The sequence below is a fragment of the Streptomyces sp. NPDC001156 genome (assembly GCF_053598275.1).
The window spans coordinates 1-20336 of the sequence record NZ_JBSFJX010000140.1 but is presented as its reverse complement, the minus strand read 5'-3'; the positions used below and the strand labels follow the sequence as shown (position 1 = coordinate 20336).

The following is a 20336-nucleotide window of genomic DNA, read 5'->3' as shown; positions in this document are numbered from 1 at the left end:
TTTTTTTTTTTTTTTTTTTTTTGGTGTTAGTTTTTTAAATTCTTGCGGTCACTGGTGTGGGCGCGCGGGCCCCCCCGCGCCGCGGGGGGGGGGGGCCCTCGTGTCGCACGAGCCGTGCACGGCGTCAGCTGCGGTGGCCCTCGCCCAGGTGGTGGACGCGGACCATGTTCGTGGTGCCGGGGACCCCGGGCGGGGAGCCGGCGGTGATGACCACGATGTCGCCGTCGTTGAACCTCTTGAGCCGCGTCAGCTCCTGGTCCACCAGCTCGACCATCTCGTCGGTGCTGTTCACGAACGGCACGACGTGCGACTCCACGCCCCAGCTCAGCGCCAGCTGGTTGCGGGTGGACTCGTCCGTGGTGAACGCCAGGATCGGCTGGCAGGCCCGGTAGCGGGAGAGCCGGCGGGCGGTGTCACCGGACTTGGTGAAGGCGACCAGGCCCTTGCCGCCCAGGAAGTCCGCGATCTCCGCGGCCGCACGCGCCATCGAACCGCCCTGCGTGCGCGGCTTCTTGCCCGGGACGAGCGGCTGCAGGCCCTTGGACAGCAGCTCCTCCTCGGCCGCCTGGACGATCTTCGACATCGTCTTGACCGTCTCGATCGGGTACGCCCCCACGCTCGACTCGGCCGACAGCATGACCGCGTCGGTGCCGTCCAGGATGGCGTTGGCCACGTCGGAGGCCTCGGCGCGGGTCGGACGGGAGTTGGTGATCATCGACTCCATCATCTGGGTCGCCACGATCACCGGCTTGGCGTTGCGGCGGCACAGCTCGATGAGCCGCTTCTGCACCATCGGGACCTTCTCGAGCGGATACTCGACGGCCAGGTCGCCGCGGGCGACCATCACGCCGTCGAACGCCATCACGACGTCCTCCATGTTCGCCACCGCCTGCGGCTTCTCCACCTTGGCGATGACCGGGACGCGCCGGCCCTCCTCGTCCATGATCCGGTGGACGTCCTTGACGTCGTTGGCGTCCCGCACGAACGACAGCGCGACCATGTCGCAGCCCATACGCAGCGCGAACCGCAGGTCGTCGATGTCCTTCTCCGACAGCGCCGGGACGTTCACCGCCGCGCCGGGCAGGTTGATGCCCTTGTGGTCGGAGATGACGCCGCCCTCGATGACGATCGTCTTCACCCGGGGGCCCTCGACGTCCGTGACCTTCAGCTCGACGTTGCCGTCGTTGATGAGGATCGGGTCACCCTTGGAGACGTCGCCCGGCAGCCCCTTGTACGTCGTACCGCAGATGTGCTTGTCGCCCGGGACGTCCTCGACGGTGACGGTGAACGCGTCACCGCGCACCAGCTCGACCGGACCCTCCGCGAAGGTCTCCAGACGGATCTTCGGGCCCTGCAGATCGGCGAGGACACCGATGGCCTTGCCCGCTTCGGCGGCGGCGGCGCGCAGGCGTACGTACCGTGCTTCGTGCTCTTCGTGCGAGCCGTGGCTGAAATTGAAGCGGGCCACGTTCATGCCGGCTTCGATCAGCGAGACGAGCATTTCGTGGGAGTCGACCGCTGGGCCGAGAGTGCAGACGATTTTCGAACGGCGCATGGGGGCGATCCTATCGGTTTGTTTCGCTGCGGAATATTCCGTCTGGCGGAAAGTACAAACGGGCGGGCCGGTGCTCAGGCGAGAGCCGATCGAAATGGTTCAGTTGCCCTTTCCGACCAGTGCGTAGGTCTGTGTGGCGATCTCCAGTTCCTCGTCCGTGGGCACCACGGCGACCGCCACCCGCGCGCCGGCGGGCGAGATCAGCCGCGGCTCGTCGCCGCCTGCGGCGTTCAGGGCGCCGTCCACCGCCAGGCCCAGTTCCTCGAGGCCCGCGACGGCAGCCTCCCGCACCGGGGCCGCGTTCTCGCCCACCCCGGCCGTGAAGGCGATCGCGTCCACCCTGCCGAGTACCGCGTAGTAGGCGCCGATGTACTTCTTCAGCCGATGGATGTAGATGTCGAAAGCGAGCCGGGCCTGCGTGTCGCCCTCGTCGATCCTGCGCTGAATTTCCCGCATGTCGTTGTCGCCGCACAGACCGAACAGACCGCTCCTCTTGTTGAGGAGAGTGTCGATCTCGTCCATGGACATTCCGCCAACGCGCTCCAAATGGAAGATGACGGCGGGATCCAGGTCCCCGGAGCGCGTCCCCATCACCAGCCCCTCCAGCGGGGTGAGCCCCATGGAGGTGTCCACGCACCGGCCGCCCCTGACCGCGGAGGCGGACGCGCCGTTGCCCAGATGCAGCACGATGACGTTGACTTCTTCGGGCGCCTTGCCCAGCAGCTTCGCGGTCTTCCGGGACACATAGGCGTGCGAGGTCCCGTGGAACCCGTAGCGCCGGACCCGGTGCCGGTCCGCGAGCTTCACGTCGATCGCGTAGCGGGCCGCGTACTCCGGCATCGTCGCGTGGAACGCCGTGTCGAAGACGGCGACCTGGGGCAGGTCGGGGCGCAGTGCCATGGCCGTACGGATGCCGGTGAGATTGGCCGGGTTGTGCAGCGGCGCGACGGGGATCAGCCGCTCGATCTCGGTGAGCACTTCGTCGTCCACGACGGTGGGCTCGGTGAAGAACATGCCACCGTGCACCACCCGGTGGCCGACGGCCGCCAGCTGGGGCGAGTCGAGCCCGAGGCCGTCCTTGGCCAGCTCCTCGGCGACCGCCTTGAGGGCCGCCTGGTGGTCGGCGATCGGCCCGTTCTGCTCATGGCTGCCGCCCGTGGCGAGCGCGGCGTGCTTGATCCGCGACGTCTGCTCGCCGATGCGCTCGACGATGCCCACGGCGAGCCGGCTGTTGTCGCGCATGTCCAGCAGCTGGTACTTCACCGACGAGGAGCCGGAGTTGAGGACGAGGACGCGGGTCTTGCTCACAGGGCTGCTGCCTTCTCGGTGGGGATCTGGGCCTGGATCGCCGTGATGGCGACCGTGTTGACGATGTCCTGGACGAGAGCGCCCCGGGAGAGGTCGTTGACGGGCTTGCGCAGGCCCTGCAGAACGGGGCCCACGGCGATCGCACCGGCCGAGCGCTGCACGGCCTTGTAGGTGTTGTTGCCGGTGTTGAGGTCCGGGAAGACGAGCACGGACGCCTGCCCGGCGACCTGCGAGCCCGGGAGCTTGGTCGCCGCGACACTGGGCTCGACCGCGGCGTCGTACTGGATGGGGCCCTCGATCATCAGATCGCTGTCGCGCAGCCGCACCAGCTCGGTGGCCTCGCGCACCTTGTCGACATCGGCGCCCGAGCCGGAGGTGCCGGTCGAGTACGACAGCATCGCGATCCGCGGCTCCACCCCGAACTGCCGGGCGGTGGTGGCCGACTGGAGGGCGATGTCGGCGAGCTGCTCGGCGTCGGGGTCGGGGTTCACGGCGCAGTCGCCGTAGACGAGCACCTTGTCGGCGAGGCACATGAAGAAGACCGAGCTGACGATCTTCGCGTCGGGCCTGGTCTTGATGATCTCGAAGGCCGGCCGGATGGTGGCGGCCGTGGAGTGCACGGCCCCGGACACCATGCCGTCGGCGAGGCCCTCCTCGACCATGAGGGTGCCGAAGTAGTTCACGTCGGCGACGATGTCGTACGCCAGCTCCATCGTGACGCCCCTGTGGGCGCGCAGCCGGGCGTACTTCTCGGCGAAGGTCTCGCGCAGCCCGGAGGTGGCCGGGTCGATCAGCTGGGAGTCGCCGAGGTCGATGCCGAGGTCGGCGGCCTTCTTGCGGATCCCGTCCAGGGGACCGAGCAGCGTCAGGTCGCAGACGCCGCGGCGCAGCAGCACCTCGGCGGCGTGCAGCACGCGCTCCTCGGTGCCCTCGGGGAGCACCACGCGGCGCTTGTCGGCGCGGGCCCGCTCCAGCAGCTTGTGCTCGAACATCATCGGCGTGACCCGGTCGCTGCTCGGGGCGGACACCCGATCCAGCAGGCCGGCGGTGTCGATGTACCGCTCGAAGAGCCCGAGCGCACGCTCCGCCTTGCGCGGAGTGGCCGCGTTCAACTTCCCCTCCAGGGAGAACAGCCGGGCGGCGGTGGGGAAGCTGTTGCCGGGCACCGAGAGGACCGGGGTGCCCGGGGCGAGGCGGTCGGCGAGGGAGAGGATCTCGGCGCCGGGGACCTCGTTCAGGGTGAGCAGGACACCGGCGATCGGCGGGTTGCCCGCGCTGTGGGCCGCCAGCGACCCGACGACGAGGTCGGCGCGGTCGCCCGGGGTCACCACCAGGCATCCCGGGGTGAGGGCACCCAGGAGGTTCGGCAGCATGGCGCCGCCGAAGACGAAGTCGAGGGCGTCCCGCGCGAGCCCCGCGTCGTCACCGAGGATGACGCGGGCGTCGAGGGCCTGGGCTATCTGCGCGACCGTGGGCGCGGACAGGGCCGGGTCGTCGGGAAGGACGTAACAGGGGACGGGGAGCAGGGAGTCGAGCCGCCCGGCGATCTCGTCCCGGTCCTCGGCCGCGACCCGGTTGGCGACCATGGCGAGCACATCGCAGCCGAGCGTGTGGTAGGCGCGATAGGCGTTGCGCACCTCGGCCCGCACGGAATCATGGGCCTGCTCGCGCCCGCCCACGACCGGGATCACCGACGCCCCGAACTCGTTGGCGAGCCGGGCGTTGAGGGACAGCTCGTCGGGGAGCTGGGTGTCGGCGAAGTCGGAGCCGAGGACGAGGACGACCTCGTAGTCGCGGGCCACCGCGTGGAAGCGGTCGACGAGGGTGGACACCAGCTCGTCGGTGCCGCGCTCGGCCTGGAGCGTGGACGCCTCGTGGTAGTCCATCCCGTGCGCGGTCGCCGGGTCCTGCGACAGCCGGTACCGGGTGTGCAGCAGCTCGAAGAGACGGTCGGGGCTGTCGTGGACGAGGGGGCGGAAGACGCCGACCCGGTCGACCTGCCGGGTCAGGAGCTCCATGACTCCCAGCTCGACGACCTGGCGGCCGTCGCCGCGGTCGATCCCGGTCACGTACACGCTGCGCGTCACGCGTGCTCTCCGTTCCGTCTCTCGGGTGGGGTGGCGGGCAGGGGCTCGGGCGGCCCGCGGGTCGCTCTGCGCCCTCTCGTGCGTCGAGGGATGGCACGGGCGCCTTCGACCGATTCAAGATGTTTTTATGGGGTTCCGTGGCTCGCGAAATCCCCCCGCGAGGGTGAACAGAACCCCCTTGACAATACCTCTGGCGCTGGATAAGGCGCCCGTCAGGTCCCCCGGGGCCGGGGTGGGTCGGCAGGGGGTGTGCGGGAGCGGCATCCGTCTGTGGGCCGTGAAACAATCGGATTGGCTCACCGGTATCTACAGCGAGCAGGAGACACAGCACGATGCGCATCGGAGTACTCACCGCAGGCGGCGACTGCCCGGGCCTGAACGCAGTGATCCGGTCGGTCGTGCACCGTGCGGTGGCGCAGTACGGCGACGAGGTGATCGGCTTCGAGGACGGCTACCGGGGTCTGCTCGACGGCCACTACCGCACCCTCGACCTGGACGCCGTCAGCGGCATCCTGGCCCTCGGCGGCACCATTCTCGGCTCTTCCCGTCTGGAGCGCGACCGGCTGCGCGAGGCCTGTGAGAACGCCTCGGACATGATCCGCGACTTCGGCATCGACGCCCTGATCCCGATCGGCGGCGAGGGCACGCTGACGGCCGCCCGGATGCTGTCGGACGCGGGCCTGCCCGTGGTCGGTGTCCCCAAGACGATCGACAACGACATCTCCTCCACGGACCGCACCTTCGGTTTTGACACGGCGGTGACGGTGGCCACCGAGGCGATGGACCGCCTGAAGACGACGGCCGAGTCCCATCAGCGCGTGATGGTCGTGGAGGTCATGGGCCGCCACGCCGGCTGGATCGCGCTGGAGTCCGGCATGGCGGCAGGCGCCCACGGCATCTGCCTCCCCGAGCGCCCCTTCGACCCGGCCGACCTGGTCAAGATGGTCGAGGAGCGCTTCGCCCGCGGCAAGAAGTTCGCGGTGGTCTGCGTCGCCGAGGGCGCGCACCCCGCCGAGGGCACCATGGACTACGGCAAGGGCGAGATCGACCAGTACGGCCACGAGCGGTTCCAGGGCATCGGTACGGCGCTGGCGTACGAGCTGGAGAGGCGGCTCGGCAAGGAGGCCAAGCCGGTCATCCTCGGCCACGTCCAGCGTGGCGGCACCCCGACCGCGTACGACCGGGTGCTCGCGACCCGCTTCGGCTGGCACGCGGTCGAGGCGGCGCACCGCGGGGAGTTCGGCAAGATGACGGCACTGCGGGGCACGGACGTGCTGATGGTGCCGCTGGCCGAGGCGGTCACCGAGCTGAAGACGGTGCCGAAGGACCGGATGGACGAGGCAGAGTCGGTGTTCTGACGGAGCCGCCGGCCCCCGGGCGGCAGCGGCCGCCGGTGGGGGACCGGCCGGCGATTGTCGGCCGCCCGGGGCCGCGCGATACCTGGGGGAGCGGGGGCGACCCGCGAGGTGAGCGGGCTCCCTGCGCACCTCGCAGGTCGCCCGCCGTCACCCCTTGACCGCCCCGCCCAACGCGAACCCGCCACCCAGCCGGCGCGCGACGAGCACATACAGCAGGATCACCGGCGTCGAGTAGATGATCGAGAACGCCGCCAACTGCCCGTACGCCACCATGCCGCGGTTGCCGAAGAACTCGTTGATGCTCACCGACGCCGGCATCTGGTCCGGGGTGAGCAGCAGCATGAACGGCACGAAGAAGTTGCCCCACATCACCACGAACGAGAACACCGTCACCACCGCGACCCCCGGCCCCATCAGCGGCAGCACGATGCGGACCAGGGACTGGAACCAGTTAGCGCCGTCCGTCCACGCCGCCTCTTCCAACTCCTTCGGGACGCCGTCCATGAAGTTCTTCATCAGCCAGATGGCGAAGGGGAGTTGAGAGGCGGCGAAGAACAGGATCGTGCCCTGCACCGTGTCGATCAGGTTCACCTGAACGAACAGCGCGTACACCGGCACCATGATCGCTGTGATCGGCAGGCTGGTCGCGAACAGGATCGTCAGCAGGAACGGCCGGTTCAGCCGGGACCTGAAGCGCGACAGCGGATACGCGGCGAGCGCCGCGCAGACCACGGTCAGCAGTGTCCCCCCGCCGCACAGGATCAGGCTGTTGAGCAACGGGGTGAATGTGATGTCGGGTTTCAGGACCGCGTCGAAGTTGTCCAGGGTGACGCCGTCCGGGGCCTTCACCCGCAGATCCGCGTGCGGGTCCACCGAGGACAGGGCCACCCACACGAGCGGCAGGGCGAACGCCGCGGCCGCCACGAGCAGGCCGGCGTCGGCCGCCAGACGCCGGCCCGCACGGCGGGAGACGAGCGTGGATGCCACGTCAGACCTCCGTCCGCAGCAGCCGCATGTACATGATCGAGAACACCGAACCGACCAGCAGCAGCAACAGTGCCACCGCCGTCCCGTACCCGATCATGCTGTTCTGGAAGGCCTGTTCGTACATGAACAGGGGCAGGGTCTGGCTCTTGTTCCCCGGCCCGCCCCTCGTCATCACCCAGATCAGCCCGAAGACCGACAGCGTCTGGAGCGTGTTCAGCATCAGGTTCGTGCCGATGGAGCGGCGGATCATCGGCAGCGTGATGTGCCACATTCGGCGTGCGCCGCCCGCCCCGTCCACCTGCGCCGCCTCCGTGATCTCCTTCGGGATCTCGTTCAGCGCCGCCGAGTAGACCAGCATGGAGAACGCCGTCCCCCGCCACACGTTCGCGAACGACACGGCCAGGATCGGAAGCGTGTAGAGCCAGTTCTGGGACGGCAGCCGGAGCCAGTCGAGGATCGCGTTCAGCGTGCCTTCCTTGCGGAAGAAGGCGTAGAGCAGAAAGCCCGCCACCACCTCCGGCAGCACCCACGCTGTGACCACGATCCCGCCCGTCAGGGTACGGACCGGCTTCGAGGCCCGCTGCATGAGCGACGCCAGGGCGAGCCCCAGCGTGTTCTGGCCGACCAGTGAGGACAGTACGGTGAACACGAGTGTCAGCCAGACGGCGTTGAGGAAGGCCTCGTCCCCGAACGCCGTACGGAAGTTGGCGAAGCCGACGAACGACGAGTGGGCCTGGCCCGTGAGTTGCAGGTCCGTGAAGGCGATGTACGCGCAGTAGGCGATCGGGCCCGCCAGGAAGAGCAGCAGCAGGACCACGGCGGGGACCACCGGCAGCGCACGGGCCAGCGAGCGGTGCGGATCGCTCACTTCTGGACCACTTGATTGTTCGTCGCCGCCTTGAGCGCCTCGTCGTAGCCGCTCGCCGCCTTCTCCACGGACGCGTCACCCGTGGTCACACTCTCCATGGCCTCCTGGATGGCGGTCGACACCTTGGGGTACGCCGGATACGCCGGCCGGTAGTGCGTACTGCTCACCAGGTCGGTGAAGAACTTGATGCCGGGCTGCGCCTTCACGTACGACGGGTCCGACGCCACGTCCTTGCGCACCGCGATGCCGGAGTTGGCGATGTACCACTTCTGCGCGTTCGCCTTGGTCTGCATCGTCTGGATGAACTTGAAGGCCAGGTCCGGATTGCCCGCCTTGGCGGGGACCGACCAGGTCCAGCCGCCCGACATGCTCACCTTGCCCGGCGCCTGGCCGTGCTGGGTGGGCATGTACGCGAGGCCCAGCTCCTTCGACCACTCGGGCCATTCGTGGCCGCTGCCCTGCAGCCAGTCCTGCGGGAGCCAGGAGCCGTCGAGGTCGATGGCGAGCTTGCCCTTGGGAAGCAGCTCACCGCGCACGATCGTCTGGATGTTGGGGTCGAGGGCCTGGGAGACGTCCGTGCCCAGCTTCTCCTGGTACACGGTGTGGACGAATCCGAGGGCGTCCTTGAAGCCCTGGCCGCCGGCGATCCACTTCTTGGTCCCCTTGTCGTGCAGGGGATCCGACATGCCGTCGCCCGTCCCGTACAGGAGCATCTCGAAGCCCTGCATCGTCGCCGCCTCGCCGGCCGGTTTGCCGGTGTAGATGTTGAGGGGCGTGACGTCGGGGACCTTCTGCTTGATCGTGCGGGCGGCGGCGAGGACGTCGTCCCAGGTCTTCGGCTGCCAGTTCGCGGGCAGGCCCGCCTTCTTGAAGATGCCCTTGTCGAACCAGAGGCCCCGGGTGTCGGTGCCGTCCGGGACGCCGTACGTCTTTCCGTCCTCGGCCCGGGCCGCGGCCTTCGCCGTGTCGATGAACTGGTCCCAGTCCTTCCACTTGGCGAGGTAGGGGTCGAGCGGCTTGAGATAGCCGCTGGTGATGTCCGAGTTGATGAGGAAGGTGTCCTCGTAGACCAGGTCGGGGGCGGTCTTGGGGGAGCGGAGCATCTGCTGGAGCTTGGTGTAGTACTCCGAGTCGGGGGCCTTGATGGGGACGAGTTCGACCTTCTTGCCGGGATTCTCCTTCTCGAACTGCTTCTTGATACCGGCGAGGTAGTCGTCCATGACATGGATCGAGTTGTCGGTCGACTGTTTGAAGGAGACCTTCACCGTGTCCGGGTCGCTGCCGGAGCCGCTGCCGCACGCGGTGAGAGTGGTCGCGGCGAGGGCGAGAGCAACGAGGGTGGTGAGCGGGGCAGTTGAGCGGGGGCGGACGGCGGTGGGGCGCACGGGCACGACCTCCTACGGGCTCACTTCGTTGTGGCCTGGATGACTGCCCGGTGAACGTAAGTGGATTGGTCTAGTCAGGTCAATGCGTCTGCAAGGGATTGAATGCGGAGCTCCGCCTACCGGCCCTTCTCGGCGGTCCGGATCCACCGGTAGACCAACTCCGGCCGCCCCACCTGCCCGTAGAGCGGACTTCGTCCGGCGCGCCCCGCCTCCACGAGGTGCTCGAGGTACCGCCGCGCCGTAATCCTGGAGATCCCCACCGCCTCGGCGGCGCCCGCCGCGGTGAGCCCCTCCTCGCAGTCGCGCAGCGCCCCGGTCACCCGCTGAAGCGTCGGCGCGCTCAGCCCCTTCGGCAGGGCCGGGGGGCCCGGCGCCCGCAGCGTGGCCAGCGCCCGGTCCACCTCCTCCTGGCCGCTCGCCTCACCCGCCGCCTCGCGGAACTCCGCGTAGCGCACCAGACGGTCCCTCAGCGTCGCGAAAGTGAACGGCTTCAGCACGTACTGAACGACCCCCAGCGAGACCCCCTCCCGCACCACCGCCAGGTCGCGCGCGGACGTCACGGCTATCACGTCCGCGTGGTAGCCGGCCGCCCGCAGCGTGCGCGCCAGTTGCAGCCCGTGCCCGTCCGGCAGGTGCAGATCGAGGAGCAGCAGATCCACCGGCGTACGGTCCAGCAGGCGCCGCGCCTCCGCGCCCGTGTGCGCCTTGCCCACCGCCGTGAAACCCGGGACCCGGCCGACGTACATGACGTGTGCGTCGGCGGCCACCGGGTCGTCCTCCACGACCAGGACGCGGATGGGTTCGGTCATGCTTCACCTCCGGACAGGGCGGCCTCCGGCGACGCCGGCTCCGCCGAGGCGGCCGCCTTCATGCTGGGCAACGGCACCCGCGCTTCGAACTCCGCCCCGCCCCCGGCCGACTCGGACACCGTCAGCGTGCCCTCGTGGCGGCGCGCCGTCTGGCGGACCAGGGCGAGGCCGAGACCGCGGCCACCGGGGGTCGTCGCGGGTTTGGTCGACCAGCCGCGTTCGAACACCGCCTCGGCGTGCGCCGGGTGAACCCCGGCGCCCGTGTCCGCGACCCGCAGGACCAGGCCCGACTCGTCCGTGTACGCCGTCACCGTCACCCGGGCGCCGCTGGAACCCTGCGCCGCGTCCATCGCGTTGTCGATCAGGTTGCCGAGGATCGTCACCAGGTCCCGGGCGGGCAGCGACGGCGGCAGCAGTCCGTCGTCGATGCGGCTGTCCCGCGACACCACCAGCTCCACGCCCCGCTCGTTGGCCTGCGCGGCTTTGCCCAGGAGCAGGGCCGCGAGGACCGGTTCGTTGACCGCCGCGACCACCTGGTCCGTCAGGGCCTGCGCCAGTTCCAGCTCGGCCGTGGCGAAGTCGACGGCCTCCTCGGCGCGGCCGAGTTCGATCAGCGAGACGACCGTGTGCAGTCGGTTCGCCGCCTCGTGCGCCTGCGAGCGCAGTGCCTGGGTGAAACCCCGCTCCGAGTCCAACTCGCCCATCACGGACTGGAGCTCGGTCACATCACGCAAAGTGACCACCGTGCCGCGGCGTTCGCCGCCGGAGACCGGGGAGGTGTTGACGACGAGGACGCGGGTGCCCGTCAGGTGGACCTCGTCCACCCGCGGTGCGGAGGACAGCAGGGCGCCGGTCAGCGGGGCGGGCAGTCCCAGGTCCGCCACCGAGCGGCCCACCACCTCGCCGGTCGCCCCCAGCAGCTCCCGGCCGCCGTCATTGATCAGCGCCACCCGGAACTGGCCGTCCAGCATCAGCAGGCCCTCGCGCACGGCGTGCAGCGCGGCCTGGTGGTAGTCGTGCATACGGCTCAGCTCGGTCGCGTTCAGGCCGTGGGTGGAGCGGCGCAGCCGGGCGTTGATCACATAGGTGCCGATGGCGCCCAGGACCAGGGCGCCTCCCGCGACCCCGATCAGGGCCGTCGCCTGGTCCTGGACCCGCGCGCTGATCGACTCGACCTTGATGCCCGCGCTGACCAGGCCGATGATGCGGCCGTCGTCCTCGATGGGGGTGACCGCGCGGACGGACGTGCCGAGCGTGCCGGTGTAGGTCTCGGTGAAGGACTGGCCGTGCTGGGCGGGGGCGATGTGGCCGAGGAAGCGTTTTCCGATCTGGTTCCGGTCGGGGTGGGCCCAGCGGATGCCCTGCGGGTTCATGATCGTGATGAAGTCGACCCCGGTGTCGTCCTGGACCTCGAGCGAGTACGGCTCCAGACGGGAGGTCGGGTCGGCGGTCCCGATCGCTTCCCGCACCGAAGGCACATCGGCGACCGAGCGTGCGACCGCCATGGCCTGACGGCTGGCCGCCTCACGCGCCTGACTGCGGTCGCTGACGTAGGTGAACAGCGCGTACCCGGCGACGAGCACCGCGATCAGCACGGCCTGCATCGCGAAGAGCTGGCCGGCCAGGCTGCGGGGTCTCGGGAGACGAGGCGTGAACATGCGTTCAGTCTGCCTCGCGGTTCCGGCTCGCCGTATAAGCGTGAACTAAATGAACGGAAGGGTGACGCCCCTCACGCGGCGGGAGATAGTCACCGCATCCCGGGACGCACTCCCCGGCTCCCCCGAGCCCGGAGATCCGCCCCCGGAGCCCCCGAATCCCGGACGTGAGCCGCACGCCGGTGATGCCGACGAAGACGTCAAGGAGGCAGCCGTGACGACGACGGCACCTGCCGCACCCGCCGCGAGGCGGGATCGCACCCACTATCTGTACATAGCAGTGATCATCGCGGTGGCGCTGGGCATCGCCGTGGGCCTGATCTGGCCCGACTTCGGAGTGGAGCTCAAACCCCTCGGCACGGGCTTCGTGAATCTGATCAAGATGATGATCTCGCCGATCATCTTCTGCACGATCGTGCTGGGCATCGGCTCGGTGCGCAAGGCCGCCAAGGTCGGTGCCGTCGGCGGTATCGCACTCGGCTACTTCCTGGTGATGTCCCTGGTCGCGCTGGCCATCGGGCTGGTCGTCGGCAACGTCCTGCACCCCGGTGAGGGCCTCCACCTGACGAACGCGATCAAGGACGTGGGCCACGCCCAGGTGTCACCGGACGCGCTGCCGCCGGTCGACTTCGTGCTCTCGATCATCCCGACGACCTTCGTCTCCGCCTTCACCGAGGGCCAGGTCCTGCAGACCCTTCTCGTCGCACTTCTCGCCGGGTTCGCACTGCAGGCGATGGGTTCGGCGGGCGTCCCCGTGCTGCGCGGCGTCGAGCACATCCAGCGGCTGGTCTTCCGCATCCTCGCCATGGTGATGTGGGCCGCCCCGATCGGTGCCTTCGGAGCGATCGCCGCCGTCGTGGGCTCGGCCGGCCTGGACGCGCTCAAGAGCCTCGCCGTACTGATGCTCGGCTTCTACGTCACCTGCGTCCTGTTCGTCTTCGTCGTCCTCGGTGCCCTGCTGCGCCTCGTCGCGGGCCTGAACATCTTCACGCTCTGCAAGTACCTGGGCCGTGAGTTCCTGCTGATCCTGTCCACCTCCTCCTCCGAGTCCGCACTGCCGCGGCTGATCGCGAAGATGGAGCACCTCGGTGTCGGCAAGCCGGTCGTCGGCATCACCGTCCCGACCGGCTACTCCTTCAACCTCGACGGCACCATGATCTACATGACCATGGCGTCGCTCTACATCGCCGATGCGCTGGGCACGCCGATGTCCGTCGGTGAGCAGATCCCGCTGCTGCTGTTCCTGCTCATCGCCTCGAAGGGCGCGGCGGGCGTCAGCGGCGCCGGTCTCGCCACGCTGGCCGGCGGTCTGCAGTCGCACAAGCCCGCGCTGGTCGACGGCGTCGGCCTGATCGTCGGCATCGACCGCTTCATGAGCGAGGCCCGCGCCCTGACCAACTTCGCGGGCAACGCCGTGGCCACCGTGCTGATCGGCACTTGGACGAAGGAGATCGACAACGAGCGCGTGCAGCAGGTGCTCACGGGCCGGCTGCCCTTCGACGAGACGACGCTGCTCGACGAGGGCCGGACGGCCGTCCCGGCCGAGACGCCCGAGCAGGGCGGCGACAAGGAACTGGCCAAGGCCTGAGCCCCGCGCACCTCGCCATCCGGGCGGCCGGGACGCTCCCCGCGTCTCTCTGCCGCCCGGACCGGACCTCCCCAGCCGTCGAGCGGCCGGGCCCGTACCTCTCGGGCCCGGTCGCTCGGTCGTGTTCCAGGGCGGTCGTTCAGTCGCTCAGCTTGGCCACCAGCTCGGTGGCCCGGGAGGCGGGCACGCCCGCCGCGGTCAGCACGGTGACCGCGGCGGAGCGGCCCGCCCCCCGGGCCGACAGCACGCCCTCGTTCACCGCCTCCATCAGCGCGAACAGCATCTGCTCGTGCACGTACGCGAGCGCTCGCGGCGGCAGCGGTGAGGTGAACACACCTTGCTCCAAGCCCTGCGCCAGGACCTTGGCGCACGCCTCGCGCACCGGCGCCAGACGGTCGCGGATGCCCTGCACGCTGACGCTGCGCTGGGCCAGCGCGACCAGGATCCGGTAGCGGTCGGCGACCTCCCACACCGCCAGCGTCGAGCGGGCCACCGCCTCCGCCGGGTCCGCCACGCCCTCGCGGCCGGCCGCGTGCGCCGCCGCGACCGCGTCCACCGCTCCGTCGACGAGTGTGCCGATCAGCGCCTCCCGGCTCGGGAAGTGCCCGTACACCGTGCGCCGTACGACGCCCGCGGCCCGCGCGATCTGATCCATGGACGCGTCGGGGTCGCGCAGCAGTTCGGCGAGCGCGACCTCCAGGATGCGGCGGCGGTTGGCGTCGGCGCGGCTGGCGTTACCCGTGGTCATGGCTGTCATTCTGCACCGCCGCCCAGTGCCTCCGGGTGCCTCCGCAGAGCCTTCACCTTCTTGATTTGCACAGTGCTGTGCAACGACGTGAATTGCACTGCTGGCGGGCTCGTGTATTCCTCGCACCTGGCGGACGCCACGGCGGGCAGCGGGCTGCCGGCGAGCGCGCTGTCCACCGCGCAGGACTCGGTCGGCGCCGGGTACGCGGTGGCGCAGGACATCGGCGACCGGGCCAGGCACCTGGCCGAGCAGGCGGCGCATGCCCAGAGCGCCCAGCAGGCCGGCCGGCTGAAGGCGCAGGCCGACCAGCTCGCGCACGGCGCACGCCAGATGGCCGACGCGGTCGGCTCGTCCTTCGCCGACGCCGTCGCCCACACCAGTCTGGTCGGCGCGGTGATCCTCGGAGCCGGCACCGTACTGGTCGCGATGCTGCTGCCGCGCAGGGGCGCCCGGCCCCGGCCGAGCAGCACAGCGAGGAGCGGGAGCCCGCGACCTCCGGAACCAGCTGACGGCCTCCCGGAACCCTGTCCCGCGCACCTACGTCTCGTAGTACATGCACCATGGTGCCGTGCCGGACCGACCGGCACGGCACTTCGGCGGGAGGCACGGGGGCATGAAGATCGACTGGGACCGGCGCCACTGCGCGCGTCGCGGGCATGTGACCTACGCACCCGACGACCCCCGGCTGCGGACGCGGCTGCACGCCCGGACGGGCGTCGGGGATGCCTGGCGGTGCCTGCGCTGCGGCGACTTCGTGCTGGGCGAGCCGCACGGCTCGGGTCCCGCCGGCGAGGCGCCGCTCGTACCGCGCGGCAAGGTGCTGCGCGATCTGTTCATCCTGCGCTTCCTGGCGATCGAACGGGCGGTGCGCGGTGTGTTCATCGCGCTGGTCGCGGTGGCCGTCTGGCGGTTCAGCAACAGCCAGGACGCGGTGCGGCGTCTCTTCAACGAGAACCTGGACGTGTTCCGGCCCGTCTTCCGGCACTTCCACTACGACCTCGACCACTCACCCGTGGTCGGCACCATCCAGAAGTCCTTCGGCTACAAGCACTCCACGCTGCTCCTGGTCGCCGGGCTGCTGCTGGCCTATGCGCTGATCGAGCTGATCGAGGCGGTCGGACTCTGGTACGCGAAGCGCTGGGCCGAGTACCTGACGGTCGTCGCCACCGCGGCCTTCCTCCCGCTGGAGGTCTACGAACTGACCGAGCACATCAGCGCTCTGAAGATCGCCACCTTGGTCCTCAACATCCTCGCGGTCCTCTATATCGCCCTCGCCAAACGGCTGTTCGGCCTGCGCGGCGGCCGCAAGGCGTTCGACGAGGAGCGGCGAAGCGCGTCGCTGCTCGAGGTGGAGGAGTCCGCGGGCTTCCCGGTCACCGTCTGACCCGGGCCTGCGCCGGACCCAGGGGGCCCGCGGCCTTGCGTGCTACGGGACGCGGGTCCTGCACGCCGGGCTCGGAGTGCTGCTCGCCGGGGTCCTGGCCGCCGTCGCCGTGTACGCCGTCGTCCCGGCCGGCCGCTACGCGTGGGCGCTGCTGCCCGTGCTCGCCGTGTGCGGAGTGGGGCAGGGGCTGTTCGCGGTGCCGTTCTTCACCACGGCGCTGCACCGGGTACGCCCGCACGAGACCGGCTCCGCGGCCGGGCTGCTCAACGCCGCGCAGCAGCTCGGCTCGACGCTCGGGTCGCCCTGCTCGGCGGTGTGTTCTTCGCCCGGGGCGCCGGGGCCGCGTTCGGTACGGCGGCCGGGCTGCTGGTGGCCACCGGAATGGCCGGCGCCCTCATGACGTCCGGGTCGTGCGGTGCCTGACGACGGCGCGCGGCCCGGCGGGCGCTGCTGCCGCCCGGCTGATCGGACCGCCCCACGCGGCCGCTGCCGCCGCCCGGCGGGCGCGTTGCCCTGACGCCGGGGTTAAGGATTACGGTCGTGCGCATGCGAATCGGCGAGCTGGCGGCGCGGGCCGGGACCACCACACGCACCCTGCGGTACTACGAGTCGCGGGGGCTGCTGCCCGCGCGGCGCACGGGCAACGGATACCGCACCTACGACGAGCACGATCTGAAGCTGCTGCGGCAGATCCGCACGCTGCAGGACTTCGGGTTCGACCTGGAGGAGACGCGGCCCTTCGTGGAGTGCCTGCGCGCCGGGCATCCGGAGGGCGACTCCTGCCCGGCGTCACTCGCGGTCTACCGGCGCAAGCTGGACGAGCTCGACGCGCTGATCGACGAATTGCGGGCGGTGCGGGTGAAGGTCGGCGATCAGCTTTCGAGGGCGGAGCAGGCGCAGGCGGCGCTGGCAGCCGAGGCTGCGGTTCCGGGCGGTCCGGAGCCGGTGTGCGAGCTGGGAGGGCAGGAGCGGTGATCAAGGCTGAAGGCGTGACCGAGGTGACGGACGCGGACTTCGAGACGGAGGTGATCGGGGCGCAGCTGCCCGTGCTGGTGGAGTTCACCGCCGACTGGTGCCCGCCGTGCCGGCAGATGGGCCCGGTGCTCAGCGCCCTCGCCGCCGAGGAGAGGGACCGGCTCAAGGTGGTGCAGCTGGACGTGGACACCAATCCGGCGACCACGAACGCGTTCAAGGTGCTGTCGATGCCGACGTTCATGGTCTTCCGCGGCGGCGAGCCGGTGAAGGCGATGGTCGGGGCGCGGCCCAAGCGGCGGCTGCTGGAGGAACTGTCCGACCTGCTCTGACCGTCGCGGTCACAAAGAAATCCCCCGAGCAATTGCGCTCGGGGGATTTCTTTGCGTATATTCAATGATTCGCGACTTCAAAAGGGTTGGGCCGCGAAGAAGTTTAGTGGGCTCAGTATATCCGAGCGGGAGCGGAATTGTCAAACACCGAATTTCCGGACGATGAATTGCGTCGGGAGCAGGAATTCATCGACGGGCTGTACGCGCGCGTGGACGCCCTGCGCGGTGACACCGAGGACTCCGTGGCGGACGCGCTGGCACAGGGCGACAAGCCCATGCAGGCCCGGCTGGAGCGGGACATCCTGGTCGCCGAACGCTCGGGGCTGCTGGCGGCGCTGAACGCGGTGGACGGGTCGCTCTGTTTCGGCCGTATCGACCTCACCTCCGGCCGGAGCCACCACATCGGGCGCATCGGGCTGCGCAGCGACGACGCGGAGCGCACCCCGGTCCTCATCGACTGGCGCGCCGACGTCGCCCGGCCCTTCTACCTGGCCACCGGTCACACACCGATGGGCCTGCGCCGGCGCCGGCACATCGGCACCGAGGGGCGCCGGGTGACCTCCCTGCACGACGAGATCCTGGACCTGAGCGACCGCGAGCGCACCGGCCACGAGGACCCGTCCGGGGACGCTGTGCTGCTCGCCGCGCTCAACGCGGCCCGCACCGGCCGGATGAGCGACATCGTGCAGACCATCCAGGCCGACCAGGACCGCATCATCCGCGCGCCGCACCGGGGCGTGCTGGTGGTGGAGGGCGGTCCCGGCACCGGCAAGACGGCCGTCGCCCTGCACCGGGCGGCGTATCTGCTCTACGAGCACCGGGAGCTGCTCGCCCGCCGCGCCGTCCTCATCGTCGGCCCGAACCCGGCGTTCCTCGGCTACATCGGCGAGGTGCTTCCCTCGCTGGGCGAGACCGGCGTCCTGCTGGCGACCGTCGGCGAACTCTTCCCCGGCGTGCGGGCGACCGCCACCGACACGCCCGCGGCGGCCGCCGTGAAGGGGCGCGCCGAGATGGCCGACGTCCTCGCCGCCGTGGTACGCGACCGGCAGGCGCTGCCCGATCCGGTGATCGCCATCAAGCACGACCGCGAGGTCCTGATGCTCGACGACGGCCTGGTGAACGTCGCCCGCGAGCGCACCCGTGCGGCGCAACTGCCGCACAACGTGGCCCGCGAGCACTTCGAGGGGCACATCCTCAACACGCTCACCGACATGGTCGCCGAGCGCATCGGTACGGACCCGTACGACGGCAGCAACCTTCTCGACGCCAGCGATGTCACCCAGATCCGCGACGAACTGGCCGAGAACCGCGAAGTCTGGTCCGCCATCGACCAGTTGTGGCCGCGACTGACGCCGCAGCGGCTGGTCGCGGACTTCCTCGCGGACCCGGCGGGGTATGTGTCCGACGAGGACGCGGCCGCCATCCGCCGCCGGGTCACGCGTGCCTGGACCACGGCCGACGTACCGCTGCTCGATGAGGCCGCCGAACTGCTCGGCGAGGACGACCGGGTGGCGAGGGCGCGCGCCGAGCGCGAGCGGGAGAGCCAGGTCGCGTACGCGCAGGGCGTGCTGGACGTGTCGTTCGCGTCCCGGACGTACGAGTTCGAGGACAAGGAGGACAGCGATCCCGACGGGTCCGAGGTGCTGTCCGCGCACGACATCATCGACGCGGAGCGGTTCGCCGAGCGGCAGGAGGAGGCGGACCACCGCAGCGCGGCCGAACGCGCTGCGGCCGACCGCACCTGGGCGTTCGGGCACATCATCGTCGACGAGGCGCAGGAGCTCTCGCCGATGGCGTGGCGGCTGCTGATGCGGCGCAGCCCGACCCGTTCGATGACGCTGGTCGGGGACCCGGCGCAGACGGCCGAGGCCGGCGGGGTCGGCTCGTGGTCCGAGATCCTCGCGCCATATGTCGAGGACCGCTGGGAGCACACCCGGCTCGGCGTGAACTACCGCACCCCGTCGGAGATCATGGACGTGGCGGCGGATGTGGTCCGCGCGGAGAACCCCGGGTTCGAACCGCCGAGTTCGGTACGGTCCACGGGCGTACGGCCCTGGGTGCGGGCCACCGGCGACCTGCCCGCCGCCGTGGCCGAGGCGGTCGGAGAGCTGAGCCCTGCCGAGGGCCGGCTCGCGGTGATCGCGCCGCGCGAACTGCACCGGTCGCTCGCGGCACGGCTCGACGGGGTCACGGCGGGCGCGGAACCGGACCTGACCCGGACCGTCGTGCTGCTCGACCCGCGCCAGTCCAAGGGCCTGGAGTTCGACTCGGTGCTGGTGGTCGAGCCCGCCCGCTACGGCACGAGCGATCTCTATGTGGCGCTGACGCGGGCCACGCAGCGGCTGGGCGTGCTGCACACCGGGGAGCTGCCGAAGGCGCTGGAGACGGCGCTGGACGTCGCCGCCACCGCCTGAACGGCCTTCTCGTCGAGGGCCGGGGGCCGGGGACGCCGGGCCCCGGCCCTCGACGAGGGAAGACGTCAGGCCGGGCGGAGCCAGACCGTCGACAGCGGGGGCAGGGTCAGTCGGATGCTCGCCGCACGGCTGTGCCAGGGCGTGGGTTCCGGCTTCAGCGGGTCGGGGTTGTGGACGTCGCTGCCGCCGTATTTGGCCAGGTCGGTGTTGAGCACCTCGTACCAGGCCGGGACGTCGTCGGGGACGCCCAGGCGGTAGTCGTGGCGCACGACGGGGGAGAAGTGGGAGACGGCCAGCAGTGGTGTGCCCTCGGCGTCGTAGCGCAGGAAGGCGAACACGTTGTCGTCGGCGGCGTCGCCCACCACCCACTGGAAGCCGGAGGGCTCGGTGTCGCACTGCCACAGCGCCGGCGTGTGGCGGTAGCCCGAGTTGAGGTCGCGGACCAGGTCACGCACGCCCCGGTGGTCGGCTTCCGCCCCGTACGCCGGGTCCAGCAGCCACCAGTCGGGTCCATGGGCCTCGGACCACTCGGCTCCCTGGGCGAACTCCTGTCCCATGAAGAGGAGCTGCTTGCCGGGATGAGCCCACATGAAGCCCAGATAGGCCCGGTGGTTGGCGCGCTGCTGCCACCAGTCGCCCGGCATCTTCGACACCAGCGACCGCTTTCCGTGCACGACCTCGTCGTGGGAGATCGGCAGCACGTAGTTCTCGCTGTAGGCGTACACCATCGAGAACGTCATCTCGTGGTGGTGGTACTTGCGGTGGATCGGCTCGTGGCTCATGTACTGGAGGGAGTCGTGCATCCAGCCCATGTTCCATTTCAGGCCGAACCCCAGACCGCCGAAGCCGCTGGGCCCCCTGTGGTCGGTGGCGCGGGTGACGCCGT

The 20336-nt window shown here is 70.2% G+C and carries 17 protein-coding genes; 7 read left to right on the top strand and 10 right to left on the bottom strand.

What is annotated here, in order from left to right; genetic code table 11:
• Positions 1 to 124: 124 nt before the first annotated feature.
• The 3 genes from pyk to pta form a co-directional block, all read right to left on the bottom strand.
• Positions 125 to 1555, bottom strand: a complete 1431-nt coding sequence (gene pyk, locus ACWDA7_RS37715; RefSeq protein WP_432932732.1) for a pyruvate kinase — start codon at positions 1553 to 1555, stop codon at positions 125 to 127.
• A gap of 99 nt (positions 1556 to 1654) precedes the next feature.
• Positions 1655 to 2863 (bottom strand): acetate kinase, encoded by a 1209-nt coding sequence (locus ACWDA7_RS37710; protein WP_450610582.1) that lies wholly within the window; start codon positions 2861 to 2863, stop codon positions 1655 to 1657.
• Positions 2860 to 4950: a phosphate acetyltransferase gene (gene pta, locus ACWDA7_RS37705; RefSeq protein WP_450610581.1), complete on the bottom strand. Its 2091-nt coding sequence runs from the start codon at positions 4948 to 4950 to the stop codon at positions 2860 to 2862. Before pta ends, ACWDA7_RS37710 begins: the two co-directional genes overlap by 4 nt.
• 332 nt (positions 4951 to 5282) lie before the next feature.
• Here pta and ACWDA7_RS37700 point away from each other — a divergent pair, with 332 nt between their 5' ends.
• A complete protein-coding gene (locus tag ACWDA7_RS37700) occupies positions 5283 to 6308 on the top strand; it encodes an ATP-dependent 6-phosphofructokinase (protein ID WP_359409086.1) in 1026 nt (341 codons plus the stop codon).
• A gap of 147 nt (positions 6309 to 6455) precedes the next feature.
• On the opposite strand, the gene ACWDA7_RS37695 is transcribed toward ACWDA7_RS37700, so the two are convergent.
• The 5 genes from ACWDA7_RS37695 to ACWDA7_RS37675 form a co-directional block, all read right to left on the bottom strand.
• On the bottom strand, positions 6456 to 7295 hold the full coding sequence (locus ACWDA7_RS37695) for a carbohydrate ABC transporter permease (RefSeq protein WP_450610579.1): 840 nt from the start codon (positions 7293 to 7295) through the stop codon (positions 6456 to 6458).
• Position 7296: 1 nt separating this feature from the next.
• Positions 7297 to 8163 (bottom strand): carbohydrate ABC transporter permease, encoded by an 867-nt coding sequence (locus ACWDA7_RS37690; RefSeq protein ID WP_450610577.1) that lies wholly within the window; start codon positions 8161 to 8163, stop codon positions 7297 to 7299.
• Positions 8160 to 9554 carry an extracellular solute-binding protein gene (locus ACWDA7_RS37685; RefSeq protein ID WP_450610576.1) on the bottom strand — a complete coding sequence of 465 codons (1395 nt, stop codon included), beginning with the start codon at positions 9552 to 9554 and terminating at the stop codon, positions 8160 to 8162. The genes ACWDA7_RS37690 and ACWDA7_RS37685 overlap by 4 nt, the downstream gene beginning before the upstream one ends.
• A gap of 110 nt (positions 9555 to 9664) precedes the next feature.
• Positions 9665 to 10357, bottom strand: a complete 693-nt coding sequence (locus ACWDA7_RS37680) for a response regulator (protein ID WP_450610574.1) — start codon at positions 10355 to 10357, stop codon at positions 9665 to 9667.
• Entirely contained in the window at positions 10354 to 12015 is a 1662-nt protein-coding gene (locus ACWDA7_RS37675) for a sensor histidine kinase (RefSeq protein WP_450610572.1), read from the bottom strand. Before ACWDA7_RS37675 ends, ACWDA7_RS37680 begins: the two co-directional genes overlap by 4 nt.
• 211 nt (positions 12016 to 12226) lie before the next feature.
• Between ACWDA7_RS37675 and ACWDA7_RS37670 the strand changes: the two genes are divergently transcribed.
• On the top strand, positions 12227 to 13600 hold the full coding sequence (locus tag ACWDA7_RS37670) for a cation:dicarboxylate symporter family transporter (protein WP_450610570.1): 1374 nt from the start codon (positions 12227 to 12229) through the stop codon (positions 13598 to 13600).
• A gap of 139 nt (positions 13601 to 13739) precedes the next feature.
• Here ACWDA7_RS37670 and ACWDA7_RS37665 read toward each other — a convergent pair whose 3' ends face one another.
• Complete coding sequence (locus tag ACWDA7_RS37665; protein ID WP_450610568.1) at positions 13740 to 14357, bottom strand: TetR/AcrR family transcriptional regulator; 618 nt, start codon at positions 14355 to 14357, stop codon at positions 13740 to 13742.
• A gap of 604 nt (positions 14358 to 14961) precedes the next feature.
• Between ACWDA7_RS37665 and ACWDA7_RS37660 the strand changes: the two genes are divergently transcribed.
• The 5 genes from ACWDA7_RS37660 (at position 14962) to ACWDA7_RS37640 (ending at position 19450) form a co-directional block, all read left to right on the top strand.
• Positions 14962 to 15732: a DUF2127 domain-containing protein gene (locus tag ACWDA7_RS37660; protein ID WP_450610587.1), complete on the top strand. Its 771-nt coding sequence runs from the start codon at positions 14962 to 14964 to the stop codon at positions 15730 to 15732.
• Between the two features lie 76 nt (positions 15733 to 15808).
• Positions 15809 to 16132, top strand: a complete 324-nt coding sequence (locus ACWDA7_RS37655) for an MFS transporter (protein WP_450610566.1) — start codon at positions 15809 to 15811, stop codon at positions 16130 to 16132.
• 146 nt (positions 16133 to 16278) lie between these two features.
• A complete protein-coding gene (locus ACWDA7_RS37650) occupies positions 16279 to 16707 on the top strand; it encodes a MerR family transcriptional regulator (RefSeq protein WP_450610585.1) in 429 nt (142 codons plus the stop codon).
• Positions 16704 to 17036, top strand: a complete 333-nt coding sequence (locus ACWDA7_RS37645) for a thioredoxin family protein (protein ID WP_450610564.1) — start codon at positions 16704 to 16706, stop codon at positions 17034 to 17036. The genes ACWDA7_RS37650 and ACWDA7_RS37645 overlap by 4 nt, the downstream gene beginning before the upstream one ends.
• A 119-nt stretch (positions 17037 to 17155) precedes the next feature.
• Positions 17156 to 19450 carry a HelD family protein gene (locus ACWDA7_RS37640; RefSeq protein WP_450610584.1) on the top strand — a complete coding sequence of 765 codons (2295 nt, stop codon included), beginning with the start codon at positions 17156 to 17158 and terminating at the stop codon, positions 19448 to 19450.
• Positions 19451 to 19515: 65 nt separating this feature from the next.
• On the opposite strand, the gene ACWDA7_RS37635 is transcribed toward ACWDA7_RS37640, so the two are convergent.
• Positions 19516 to 20336, bottom strand: an 821-nt coding sequence (locus tag ACWDA7_RS37635) for an alpha amylase C-terminal domain-containing protein (protein WP_450610562.1), incomplete at its 5' end; no start/stop codon positions are given.

What these genes read in the sequence shown, in the direction of transcription:
- ACWDA7_RS37660 (WP_450610587.1), top strand. Translation starts at nt 14,962, where the DNA reads ATGAAGATCGACTGGGACCGGCGCCACTGCGCGCGTCGCGGGCATGTG.
- ACWDA7_RS37700 (WP_359409086.1), top strand. Translation starts at nt 5,283, where the DNA reads ATGCGCATCGGAGTACTCACCGCAGGCGGCGACTGCCCGGGCCTGAAC.
- ACWDA7_RS37665 (WP_450610568.1), bottom strand. Translation starts at nt 14,357, where the DNA reads ATGACAGCCATGACCACGGGTAACGCCAGCCGCGCCGACGCCAACCGC.
- ACWDA7_RS37675 (WP_450610572.1), bottom strand. Translation starts at nt 12,015, where the DNA reads ATGTTCACGCCTCGTCTCCCGAGACCCCGCAGCCTGGCCGGCCAGCTC.
- ACWDA7_RS37680 (WP_450610574.1), bottom strand. Translation starts at nt 10,357, where the DNA reads ATGACCGAACCCATCCGCGTCCTGGTCGTGGAGGACGACCCGGTGGCC.
- pyk (WP_432932732.1), bottom strand. Translation starts at nt 1,555, where the DNA reads ATGCGCCGTTCGAAAATCGTCTGCACTCTCGGCCCAGCGGTCGACTCC.
- ACWDA7_RS37650 (WP_450610585.1), top strand. Translation starts at nt 16,279, where the DNA reads ATGCGAATCGGCGAGCTGGCGGCGCGGGCCGGGACCACCACACGCACC.